Source organism: Stenotrophomonas sp. PS02289 (assembly GCF_029960115.1).
Classification (GTDB): domain Bacteria; phylum Pseudomonadota; class Gammaproteobacteria; order Xanthomonadales; family Xanthomonadaceae; genus Stenotrophomonas.
The window spans coordinates 23,752-35,682 of sequence record NZ_JASCOZ010000029.1 but is presented as its reverse complement, the minus strand read 5'-3'; the positions used below and the strand labels follow the sequence as shown (position 1 = coordinate 35,682).

The window sequence follows — 11,931 nt, the reverse complement described above, 5'->3', positions numbered from 1 at the left end:
CCCCCCCCGGGGCCCGGCAGACCTCATGCGGGGGCGGGGGGGCGTGGGCCCGGCACCACGCATTACTTACTTCACCGGGTTGCCGTCGGCATCGATGACGGTGACCTCGCCCAGGTTCAGCGCGCGCACCTCTTTCTCGGTCTGCTTCAGGTCACCCACCACCACCCAGGTCAGGGCATTCGGGTCCAGCGTGGCGGCGGCCTGCTGGACCTGGGCCGGGATCATCGCCTCGATCTCGGCCTTGCGCTTGAACACGTAGTCGTCCGGGCGCTGGTAGCGGACGATGCCGCTGATGGTGCCCAGCACCGCGCTGGCGGTTTCATAGGCACCGGGCAGGCTCAGGGTCTGGATGTTGCGGATGCGGCTGACCTCCGGCGCGGTGACCGGCTCGGCGGCGCTGGCGAAGTCGGCGATCTCGCGACGCATTTCGGCCATGGCCTCGCCGGTCTTGTCGATCTGCACCGGAGCCATCGCCATCCACGGGCGCTGGCCCAAGGTGCTGCTGGCACTGCTGCGGGCACCGTAGGACCAGTGCTTTTCCTCACGCAGATTCATGTTCAGGCGTGAGGTGAAGTCGCCGCCGAGCACGCCATTGGCGATGTCGAAGCGGGTGGCACCGGCGTCCAGGGTGGAGGGCACCACCTGGCCGGCAAACAGGTTGGCCTGCACCGCACCGGGCTGGTCGATCAGGAACACCCGGCCCTTCGCCGGGCGCGCCACGTCCACGGTGGCCTTCACCTGCGGGGCCGGTCCGGTGCTCTTCCAGTCGCCCAACTGGCGGTTCAGCAGCGGCACGATCTCTTTCAGGGTGGTGTCACCGACCACGATCAGGGTGCCCTGCTCCGGACGCAGCCAGTCACGGTGGAAGTCCACCAGGTCCTGGCGGGTCAGCGACTGGATGTCCGCTTCGCGGCCGCTGCCAGTGAACGGAATGGCATAGGGATGGCCCTTGCCATACAGCAGCGGCGGCAGCACGCGCATGGCCACGGCGTTGGGGTTCACCTTCTCCTGCTGGATGCCGGCGATCCAGGTCGCCTTGACCCGGTCGATCTCGCCCTGCTCGAAGCGCGGCGAGCGCAGCATGTCGGCGTACAGGGCCAGCGACGGAGCCAGGTTTTCCTTCAGGGCCGACAGGTACACGCTGGCGCTGTCCAGCGAGGCGCTCGCGCCCAGGCTCGCGCCGAGCATGTCGGCGGCGTCGGCGAACGGCAGCGCGCCCAGCTTGCCTGCACCTTCCCCCATCAGGTCCATGGTGAAGTTGGCGGTGCCGGACTTGCGGCCCTGGTCGGCGGTGAATCCACCCGGGAACTCATAGCTGAACTGCACCACGGGGATGTCGTGGCGCTCGGCCAGGATCACCTGGGTGCCATTCTTCAGCGTGGCGCGGTGCAGCTGCGGGAACTTCAGTTCCGGGAAGGTTTTTGTCTGCGGCACGCCGCTGCTGCGCTCCACCTGGGTCGGCAGGGTGCTGAACTTCGGATCCACGGCCGGCGGGTTGAACGGCTTGGGCGTGGCCGAGGGTTCCTCGGCCAGGGCGACGCGGGCACCCGGTTCCACCACCAGGGTGTGGTCGCCCGGGCCCAGCCACTTGGCCCCGATGCCGCGTACATCGGCGGCGGTGGCGTCGTTGATCACCTTCAGCGAACGGCGGAAGCAGCCGGGGTCGCCTTCATACACGGTGCACTCGGCCAGCGCGTCGGCCTTGCCGCCGAAGCCACCGATGCGCTCGATGCCACGGATGAAGCCGGCGCGGAAGGCGGTCTTGCCGCGGGCCAGTTCGGCGGCGGTCGGACCGTCCTTGATCAGCTTGCGGACTTCCTCGTCGATGATCGCCTCGACCTTGGCCGGATCCACGCCCTGCTTCACCGTGGCCATGATCATGAAGTTCGAGCCCAGCTGCGAGCTGTAGGCCCCGGCACTGATGTTGTCGACCAGCTTGTCCTGGTGCAGCAGGCGCTGGTCCAAGCGCGAGGCCTTGGCCCCGCCCAGCACCTGCGCGAACAGCTGCAGCTGGTCGATATCGGCGGTGCCCACTTCGGCCACGTTCCAGGCCCGGTAGATGCGCGCCTGCGGCACCTTGTCGGTCATGGTCTCGCGGGTGGATTTTTCACGCTGGGCGACGTTGACCTTCGGCTGGGCCATGCTCGGGCCGGCGGGAATATCGCCGAAATAGCGCGCGACCTTTTCCTTGGCAGTGGCCACGTCGATGTCGCCGGCCAGCACCAGCACCGCGTTGTTGGGGCCGTACCAGGTACGGAACCAGGTCTTCACGTCGTCCAGCGACGCGGCATTGAGGTCGTTCATCGACCCGATCACGCTGTGGTGATACGGATGGCCGACCGGGTACAGCGCGCGGTTGAGCTTTTCCCACACCTGGCCATAGGGCTGGTTCTCGCCCTGGCGCTTTTCGTTCTGGACCACACCGCGCTGCTCGTCCAGCGCCGCCTGGTCGATGGCACCCAGCAGGTGCCCCATGCGGTCGGACTCCATCCACAGCGCCATGTCCAGCGCGGTGGTGGGGACATTTTCGAAGTAGTTGGTGCGGTCGGTGTTGGTGGTGCCGTTCTGGTTGGTCACGCCCACCTGCTTGAACGGCTCGAAGTACTCGCCGTCGTGGTTCTCGCTGCGCTGGAACATCAGGTGTTCGAACAGGTGCGCGAAGCCGGTGCGGCCGGCGGGCTCATCCTTGCTGCCGACGTGGTACCAGATGTTCACCGCCACGATCGGGGCCTTGCGGTCGGTGTGCACCACCACGCGCAGGCCGTTGGGCAGGGTGAACTCCTCGAACGGAATGTCGACCGTGGCCGCCTGGGCCGGCTTGGCCAGCACCGGTGCCGGGGCCAGCGTGCCCAGGGCGGCAGAGAGCGCAACAGCCAGCAGCGCGCCACGCGGTCGAAGGTGCAGGGTCATTCCGGGTCCTTGGTCGTGTAATTGGAGGCCGATCCTAGCCCGGCCCTACTGAATCTGGCATCGGCCAACAGTCATTGCCGCCCTCAGGGCCGGTCACATCGCGGCAGACGGACAGTCATTGCCTGCAGATCGGACAGGTGTCCGGACAGCGGACACCTCGATTCAGGCCAAAAACCCTTGCAAATCAACGCTCAAAAGTTGGCACGGGTCCTGCTTTGATCTCTGTGCGGACAAAAGGCGATCAAAACCAAACTGACTGATCGCTGAACAAAACACCGAAACTGAAAATTTTCCTTGCAAGCCCAGATTCGGTGTACTACCTTACTACCACACCACTGCTCACCAACACTAAACAGGCCTCGTCATGAACACCAAGACCATCGCAATTGCCATCGCCATCGCCGCCGGCTCCGCGTTTGCTTCGAACGTGCATGCCGCTTCCGCCATCACCACCCTGGAAACCGTCCAGGTCCGTCCCTCCGCCGACCAGCTCGCCCAGGCCGAATGGGAACGCAACAGCGCGATCCCGACCCTGGCCATGGTGGAAGTGCGTCCCACCGCCGGTCAGATCGCCGAGTACCGCCAGGAACTGGCCGACAGCCGCCGGGTGACCACCCTGGCCGCCGTGGAAGTGCGTCCGACCGCCGAACAGCGCGAAGCGCTGGCCGCCGAGCAGGACAGCCACCGCGACTACATGGGCACCTTCGCCGCTGCGGCGACCGCCGTCGCCAGCGAAGTGATCATCAACCTGCCGACCCTGCAGGTGCGCCCGTCGCCGAACGACCTGCAGGCCTTCGCGGCTGAAGCGGTTTCTGTGCTGGCTCGCCCGTAATACCCGCGGTGTACCAGCCAGGGGCTGGTACCTGCGGTGACGGGTCGCGGCGTACACTTTGGCCATGACCTCTCCCCAGTTCCACGTCGTGTTGTTCCAGCCGGAAATTCCCCCGAACACCGGCAATGTGATTCGCCTCTGCGCCAATACCGGCGCGCAGCTGCACCTGATTGAACCGCTCGGTTTCGACCTGAGCGACAAGCAGCTCAAGCGCGCCGGCCTGGACTACCACGAGTACGCACGACTGCAGGTGCATCCAGACCTGGAGACCGCCCTGCAGCGCATTGCCCCCAAGCGCCTGTTCGCCCTCAGCACCCGAGGCAGCGTGCGCTATGACACCCAGCAGTTCGAAGACGGCGACGCCTTCCTGTTCGGCCCGGAAACCCGCGGCCTGCCACAGGACGTGCTGGACGCGCTGCCGGATGGCCGTCGGCTGCGCTTGCCGATGCGGCCGGACAACCGCAGCTTGAACCTGTCCAACACGGTTGCCGTGGTCATGTATGAGGCCTGGCGGCAGAACGGGTTTGCCGGCGGGGAATGACCGTCAGAACGCGTTGATGCCGGTCAGCTCGCGGCCGATCACCAGCTGGTGCACGGTTTCGGTACCCTCGTAGGTGATCACCGATTCCAGATTCAACGCATGCCGGATCGCCACGTGCTCGGTGGTGATGCCCGCTCCGCCCAGCAGGTCGCGGCACTCACGGGCGATGTCGATCGCCATGCGGCAGTTGTTCCACTTCGCCAGGCTCACCTGTTGCGGCTGCATCTGCCCGGCATCCTTCAGACGCCCCAGCTGCAGCGCCAGCAGCTGGGCGCTGGTGATCCGGCGGGCCATGTCAGCCAGTTTGATCTGCGCGCTCTGCGTGGCCGCCACCGGTCGTCCGAACAGTACGCGTTCCTTGGTGTAACCCAGCGCCTCGTCCAGGCAGGCCACCGCCGCGCCGATCGGCCCCCAGCTGATGCCATAACGCGCCTGGGTCAGGCAGCCCAGCGGCCCCTTCAACCCCTGCACGTTCGGCAGGCGGTTGCGCTCGGGCACACGCACGTTGTCGAAGAACAGCGCACCGGTCAGCGAGGCGCGCAGGCTCATCTTGTGCTTGATCTCCTGGGTGGTGAAGCCGGGCATGCCCTTCTCCAGCACAAAGCCCTGGATGCCGTCGTCGGTGTGTGCCCAGACGACGGCGATGTCGGCCACCGGACCGCTGGTGATCCACATCTTGCTGCCGTTGACGACCCAGTCGCCGCCATCGCGCACCGCGCGCGTCTTCATCGCGGCCGGGTCCGAGCCACCGTGCGCCTCGGTCAGCCCGAAGCAGCCAATCACCTTGCCCGCCGCCATGTCCGGCAGCCAGCGCAGGCGCTGTTCTTCACTGCCATAGGCGTAGATCGGGTACATGCACAGCGAGCTCTGCACCGACACAAAACTGCGCAGGCCCGAATCGCCACGCTCCAGCTCCTGGCAGATCAACCCGTAGCTGACCGCGTTGAGTCCGCCACCGCCGTACTGTTCCGGCAAGGTGCAGCCCAGCAGACCAAGCGAGGCAATCTCGGGGATCAACTCATCCGGGAACCGGCCCTGGTCGAAGGCGTCGCCGATGATGGGCAGCACGCGTTCATCGGTGAAACGCGCCACGCTGGCCTGCACCGCGCGTTCCTCTTCGCTGAGCAGGGAACGGACATCGAACAGGTCATACGGATTCAGGGACATGGCTACCTGGCAGGGAAGAGCAGCAGAGGCGGCCATTGTCCGCGCTCACCGCCGCCCGGCCAAGGCACGGCGCAGCACGGGCCTACAATGGCGACATTTCGTCGCAGAGCTTCCGCCATGCAGATCCGCCCCGAGCGCGCGCAGGACATCCCTGTCATTCACGCACTGACCCGCGAGGCGTTTGCCGATGCGCCGCACCGTGACGGGACCGAGCAGGACGTCGTTGACGCATTGCGCGCCGCCGGCGCGCTGTCGGTATCGCTGGTGGCGGAAGAAGGTGGAGCACTGGTCGGCCATGTGGCGCTGTCGCCGGTCACGCTCAGCGACGGCAGCGAAGACTGGTACGGGCTGGGTCCGATTTCGGTGGCTCCCCCGCATCAGGGGCGCGGCCTGGGCAGCGCGTTGATGCAGGCCGCGCTGGCGGCGCTGGAGGAACGCGGGGCGGCCGGGTGCGTGCTGTTGGGTGACCCGGGGTACTACGGGCGATTCGGGTTCCGGGCGGATCCGCGCCTGCGCCTGGCCGGGGTGCCGCAAGAGTACTTCCAGGCGGTGTTGTTGAAGGGGGCATGGCCGGATGCAGAAGTGCGGTATCACGCAGCGTTTGGCGGGTAACGCCGGTAATGCGGCGGTGCACCATTCATCCTTCAAACGATGACCAACGTCGGCGAACTAGGCGTAAACGCCGGCTCCCGGTACCCTGACGTACTGAACTGCATCCCCAGGCAACCGCCGCTGGCTTCTGGCCGGTGGCACTACCCAACGAGTTACGCACCACCATGAGCGAAGAAACCACCGCCCTGCCCCCGCGCGAAGCCATGGAATTTGACGTGGTGATCGTCGGAGCCGGCCCCGCCGGCCTGGCCACGGCCATCCGCCTGCGTCAGCGCGCCATCGAAGCCGGCCGCGAACTGTCGGTCTGCGTGCTGGAAAAGGGCTCCGAGCCCGGCGCGCACATCCTGTCCGGCGCGATCATGGACCCGCGCGCACTGACCGAGCTGTTCCCGGACTGGGCCGAGCGCGGCGCACCGCTGAAGCAGGCGGTCACCCGCGACGAATTCCTGTTCCTCAGCCCCGAAGGCGCGCGCAGCACGCCGCATGCGCTGCTGCCGGAGTGCTTCCACAACCAGGGCAACTACATCGTCAGCCTGGGCGAGGTCACCCGCTGGCTGGCGCAGCAGGCTGAAGCGCTGGAAGTGGCGATCTTCCCCGGCTTCGCCGCCGCCGAAGTGCTGTACGACGAGAACGGCGCGGTGATGGGCGTGGCCACCGGCGACATGGGCATCCGCAAGGACGGCAGCCACGGGCCGAACTTCGAACGCGGCATGGAACTGCATGCGAAGTACACGATCTTCGCCGAAGGTTCGCGCGGCCACCTCGGCCGCCAGCTGATCGCGCGCTTCCAGCTCGATGCCGGCAAGGACCCGCAGTCCTACGGCATCGGCATCAAGGAACTGTGGCAGATTGATCCGGCCAAGCATGAGCCGGGCCTGGTGGTGCACACCGCCGGCTGGCCGCTGGAGAGCGACACCTACGGTGGCTCGTTCCTGTATCACGCCGAAGGTGGCAAGGTCGCCGTCGGCTTCGTGGTCGGGCTGGACTACAAGAACCCGTGGATGAGCCCGTTCGAGGAGTTCCAGCGCTTCAAGACCCACCCGTCGATCCGCAAGCACCTGGAAGGCGGCAAGCGCATTGGTTACGGCGCACGTGCGATCACCGCCGGCGGGCTGTTCTCGCTGCCGAAGACGGTGTTCCCGGGTGGCGCGCTGGTCGGCTGCGAGGCCGGCTACCTCAACGCCAGCCGGATCAAGGGCAGCCACGCGGCGATCAAGACCGGCATGCTCGCCGCTGACGCGGCCTTCGACGCCCTGTCCGCCGACCGCCAGCGCGACGAACTCAGTGCCTACCCGGACGCGTTCGAAAAGAGCTGGCTGCATGACGAGCTGAAGCTGTCCAAGAACTTCAAGCAGTGGTTCAAGAAGGGCCGCACCGTGGCCACGCTGATGACCGGCATCGAACAGTGGCTGCTGCCCAAGCTGGGCATCCGCAATCCGCCGTGGACGATCGGTCACAGCAAGCCCGATCACGAATGCCTGGAACCGGCGTCGCAGCACACCCGTATCACGTATCCGAAACCGGACAACGTGCTGACCTTTGACCGCCTCAGCTCGGTGTTCCTGAGCAGCACCAATCACGAAGAAGACCAGCCGAGCCATCTCACCCTGAAGGACGCCAGCATTCCGGTGCGGGTGAACCTCGCCGAGTTCGCAGGCCCGGAAGCGCGTTATTGCCCGGCCGGCGTGTACGAATTCGTCGGCGGCGAAGGCCAGGAGCAACTGCAGATCAACGCGCAGAACTGCGTGCACTGCAAGACCTGCGACATCAAGGACCCGACCCAGAACATCGTGTGGGTGACGCCGCAGGGCGGCGGTGGCCCCAACTATTCCTCGATGTGAGAACACTGGTCATCGCGGTGGCCGGGCTGCTCAGTGCATGCACGGCCGCACCGCAGACACCCGAACAGGCGCGGCAACGCGAGCGCGAACGCGCGTTTGCGATCTGCGGTGGCTGCCACACCGTGCAGGCCGGTGGGGTGCATCGGTTTGGCCCGAATCTGCACGGGGTGATCGGTCGTCGCGCCGGCAGCTTGTCCGACTACCCGTATTCGCCGGCGATGCGCCGCGCGAACCTGGTGTGGACCGAGCAGACGCTGGATGCGTTCCTGCGTTCGCCAGCCAGCGTCGTGCCCGATTCGCGCATGGTCAATTCCACCGCCGACCCCGAACGGCGACGGCTGGTGATCGAGTACTTGAAAGGACAGGCAAGCCGGGCAGAGCCTGGCTCTACGGATCCAGGCTCTCCAGATACGCTTCGAGCGCCTGCTCGAACGCGGTGATGCCGGCAGTGCACGCAGCCACCCCCTCGACCTGGATCCGCTGCATCAGCGTGCGTGCCTGTGCGGCCAGCGATTCCGCGCCCAGCGTGCCCAGCCCGCCCACGATCCGATGCAGCACTTCCACGGCCGCATTGCTGTCGTTCTGCTCACGCGCCAGCGCTCCGCGGCCCAGGTCCTCGCGGGTCGCCTTGCGCATGCTGTCAATCAGCACGGCCGCCACGTGCTCCGAGCCGAAGCGCTCGACAATCGCCTTGCGGGTCGGCGGCGGTGCCGGCGTGGTGGTCTCCACGGGGGCCAGATCGGCAGCCGTCGGACCTTCGTCCTCCGGGTCGATCGGCAGCCAGCGTCGCAGCGCCCTGCGCAGGGTGGCCAGGGCCACCGGCTTGGCCAGCAGGTCATCCATCCCGGCTTCACGACAGCGCTGCAGATCTTCAGCCAATGCACTGGCGGTCAGCGCGAGCACCGGTAGATGCCGGCCCGTGCCGCGCTCGCGTTCCCGGATGCGTCGGGTCAACGTGTAGCCGTCCATCACCGGCATCCGGCAGTCGGTGATCACCAGGTCGAAGCTCGAGGTGTCCAGCAGGGCCAGCGCCGCCTCGCCATCCACTGCCAGCTCGTGCTGCAGGCCCAGCTGCTGCAGGCGCCAGCGCATCAGGGCCTGGTTGGTGGGATGGTCCTCCACTACCAGCACGCGGCGTCGCGCCTGCCCCGAGGGCAGTGGCTGCACATCGTCGATGCCGTGCGTTGTGTCGTGTTGGTCTTCCGCACCGGGTACGCGTGGCAGGCTCACCACCACGTCCACGCGGGTGCCCTGCCCCGGCACGCTGTGCATGTCCAGCCGCCCGCGCATCAGCCCCACCAGACGCTGGCAGATGCTGAGTCCCAGACCGGTCCCCCCGTAATGCCGGGTGATCGCCACGTCGGCCTGCGCGAAGGGTTTGAACAAACGCTCGCGCTGCTCGGGGGAAATGCCGATGCCGGTGTCTGTCACGGTCAAGCGCAGAGTCTGCGCCATGTCGTCGGAACGCTCCACCTTCAAGGCGATGCTCACACGGCCCTGGTTGGTGAACTTGATCGCGTTGCTGAGCAGATTGAAGACCACCTGGCGCAGACGCATGCCGTCCACCAGATGCTGCGGGGCGACGTCGGGGTCTACTTCCAGGCTGAGGTCCAGGCCTTTGCTGGACGCCTGTGGAGCGAGCAGCTGCTGCACGTTGTCGAGCAAGCTGCGCAGGGCGACCGGTTGCGGCTCCAGCGGCAACGCACCTGCCTCGATGCGCGAATAGTCCAGGATGTCATCCAGGATCTGCCGCAGCATCTGGGCCGAGTCCTCGATCACCCCGATGATGCGCCGCTGTTCGCCGTCCAGCGGGGTGTGCGACAACGCCTCCACCATGCCCAGCACGCCACTCATCGGGGTGCGGATCTCGTGGCTCATGGTGGCCAGGAAGTTGGACTTGGCGTCGGTTGCACGTTCGGCATCGGACTTGGCGGCCGCCAGCGCATCGGCCTGGGCACGCGCTTCGGTGACATCCACCCAATAACCACTCCACAGCACCGCCCCGTCGGAAGAGGCGTACGGCAGCGCGCGCGTCCGCACCCAGCGCACCACACCGTGCGGGCTGGTGCGGAACTCCAGATCCAGCGGGGTGAAGTTGCGGGCCGCATGGGTCATCGCCTCGTTGATCGCGTCGCGGTCACGCGCGTCGATCTGGGCTTCGAGCAGGGTGTCATCGCGCATGACTTCGAGCGTAGTCACCCCGAACATCGAATGCAGGTCACCGGTGATGTACGGGAAGGTCACCCGTCCGTCGCTTTCGCGTCGAGCCTGGTACACGATGGCCGGCAGGTTGTCGGTGATCTCATCCAGGCGCTTTTCCAGCCGGCGACGCATGGACACTTCCCGGCGCAGGCGCAGGTAACCCCAGCCATGCACGATCATGCCGGTGAGCAGCACCAACGACAGCGGCACCGCCCAGCGTGCGATCGAGCGCCAGTCCAGCCCCGCGCGGTACTCGGCGAGCAGCCAGTCACCGCGGATGGCCGCATGTTCGCGCGGACTCAGATTGGTCAGCACGCGGTCGAAGGTGGTGGCCAGCGGCGCGTACTGGCGCTTCACCGCCAGCGACAGCTGGTCGCTGAATCCGGCAGGTGCGGCGACGTGCAGGCGGGCCGGATACAGCTCGCGGATGACCCGGTCGGCCATCGCCAGATTCCCGACATAGGCATCGGCGTCGCCGTTGGCCAGCCGCGCCAGTGCCTGCTCCACGCTGCGTGCTGGCACGATGCGCGCCTTGGGCGCGTACTGCAGGATGTACCCGCGCAGACGGTCAGGGTCGGATAGAAGAATCGTGCGCCCGTCCAGGTCGCTCAGGCCCAGCACGGAACGGCTGTTGTTTGGCGTGACCACGACATTGGGCACACTGATGAACGGCTGGCTGAACACCCAGTCATCCCCCAGGTAATGCGCGTCGTTGGGCATGCCCATGACCACATCGACGGTGCCACGCCGCATCTGGTCGCGCACCTCGAACCAGTCGTGCGCCGGCACCCGGTTCAACTGCGCGCCGACCATGCGCAACTGGCGAAGGTAGTCGCCGGCAACGCCGCTGGGTTCGCCGGATGCGTCCACAAACGACAGCGGCGAGGCCTGCGGTGCGTATCCCATGCGCAGCGGGGTGGCGAGCACCCGGCTCTCGGCCTCGCTCAGTGCCAGCCGCGACTGCGCGGACCACTGCAGGGGCGTGATCCAGCGCTTGGCGATGATGTCGCGCTGCGTGGTCGGCAATGTCGCCAATGCCGCATCCAGTGCCTCTGCCAGTGGCTGGCGGGCATTGGGGACACCGAAATGCAGGCGTTCAGGGGCCAGGTCGCTGGGGCGCAACAAGGTGATGCCTTCCAGCTTCCGGTCATTGATGATGGCATTTGCGACATGCGCGTTGCCGATATAAACGTCCGCCTTACCCTGCGCCACCATCTCCAATGCCGCGCCGGTATTGGACGCCACCAGCTGCCGCGCCGCGGGGAAGCGCGAGCGGATCTGTTCGCTGGTGAGGAACTCCTGCTCGGTCACCACGCGCAGGCCGGTCAGGTCTGGATCCGTCGACGCGCGCGTGTCACCAGGCCGCCCCACCAGCGCCAGCGGCGCTTCGGCGTAAGGCGAGGTGTAGACCATGCAGCGGGTGCGCCCCGGGGTCAGCGCGATGTTCATTACGACATCCACTTCACCCCGGCAGGCGGCGTCCAGCACCTCGGCCCAATCGCGATACATGCGGACACGAACGTTCAGCCCCAACTGGTGCGAGAGCAGCATCAGATAGTCGTAACCGAGCCCTTTTGGCTCTCCGTTCTGTACAAATTCATACGGTGGCCAGCCGCTGTCGTACAGGCCCAGTAAGATGGTAGGGTTCCGCTCGACCCATCCGGCCTGGCGCGGCGAAAGTGCCGGCGCTGGCAATGTACCGGGCGCAGAATTGCCGGAGGTACTTGCAGTGATCAGCAGAACCAGCACGAGCAGCCAGCGGACAACCGAGGTACGCATGCGGTCCGATCTCCGTAAAATGATTCCAACATCCCGACGGGCCCGGA

Annotated in this window: 8 protein-coding genes; 5 read left to right on the top strand and 3 right to left on the bottom strand. The window is 66.6% G+C overall.

The features are described 5' to 3' along the window. Positions 1–66: 66 nt before the first annotated feature. A complete protein-coding gene (locus QMX83_RS06495; RefSeq protein WP_282295821.1) occupies positions 67–2,910 on the bottom strand; it encodes a pitrilysin family protein in 2,844 nt (947 codons plus the stop codon). Between the two features lie 364 nt (positions 2,911–3,274). On the opposite strand from QMX83_RS06495, the gene QMX83_RS06490 reads away from it, so the two are divergent. Together QMX83_RS06490 and trmL are read left to right on the top strand one after the other, a co-directional pair. Further along, positions 3,275–3,742: a hypothetical protein gene (locus QMX83_RS06490; RefSeq protein ID WP_282295820.1), complete on the top strand. Its 468-nt coding sequence runs from the start codon at positions 3,275–3,277 to the stop codon at positions 3,740–3,742. A 64-nt stretch (positions 3,743–3,806) separates the two neighbouring features. Next, positions 3,807–4,283, top strand: a complete 477-nt coding sequence (trmL, locus tag QMX83_RS06485; protein ID WP_282295819.1) for a tRNA (uridine(34)/cytosine(34)/5-carboxymethylaminomethyluridine(34)-2'-O)-methyltransferase TrmL — start codon at positions 3,807–3,809, stop codon at positions 4,281–4,283. Positions 4,284–4,286: 3 nt separating this feature from the next. Here trmL and QMX83_RS06480 read toward each other — a convergent pair whose 3' ends face one another. Then, a complete protein-coding gene (locus QMX83_RS06480; RefSeq protein ID WP_282295818.1) occupies positions 4,287–5,450 on the bottom strand; it encodes an acyl-CoA dehydrogenase family protein in 1,164 nt (387 codons plus the stop codon). A gap of 117 nt (positions 5,451–5,567) precedes the next feature. Here QMX83_RS06480 and QMX83_RS06475 point away from each other — a divergent pair, with 117 nt between their 5' ends. From QMX83_RS06475 to QMX83_RS06465, 3 genes are all read left to right on the top strand, one after another. Beyond that, the gene (locus QMX83_RS06475) at positions 5,568–6,062 is read left to right on the top strand and encodes an N-acetyltransferase (RefSeq protein WP_282295817.1); all 495 of its coding nucleotides are present in this window, start codon (positions 5,568–5,570) and stop codon (positions 6,060–6,062) included. A 164-nt stretch (positions 6,063–6,226) separates the two neighbouring features. Beyond that, positions 6,227–7,903: an electron transfer flavoprotein-ubiquinone oxidoreductase gene (locus tag QMX83_RS06470; RefSeq protein WP_282295816.1), complete on the top strand. Its 1,677-nt coding sequence runs from the start codon at positions 6,227–6,229 to the stop codon at positions 7,901–7,903. After that, the gene (locus tag QMX83_RS06465) at positions 7,900–8,343 is read left to right on the top strand and encodes a c-type cytochrome (RefSeq protein WP_282295815.1); all 444 of its coding nucleotides are present in this window, start codon (positions 7,900–7,902) and stop codon (positions 8,341–8,343) included. The genes QMX83_RS06470 and QMX83_RS06465 overlap by 4 nt, the downstream gene beginning before the upstream one ends. Here QMX83_RS06465 and QMX83_RS06460 read toward each other — a convergent pair. Next, positions 8,291–11,884, bottom strand: a complete 3,594-nt coding sequence (locus tag QMX83_RS06460) for a transporter substrate-binding domain-containing protein (RefSeq protein WP_282295814.1) — start codon at positions 11,882–11,884, stop codon at positions 8,291–8,293. The genes QMX83_RS06465 and QMX83_RS06460 overlap by 53 nt on opposite strands. Between the last annotated feature and the right edge of the window lie 47 nt (positions 11,885–11,931).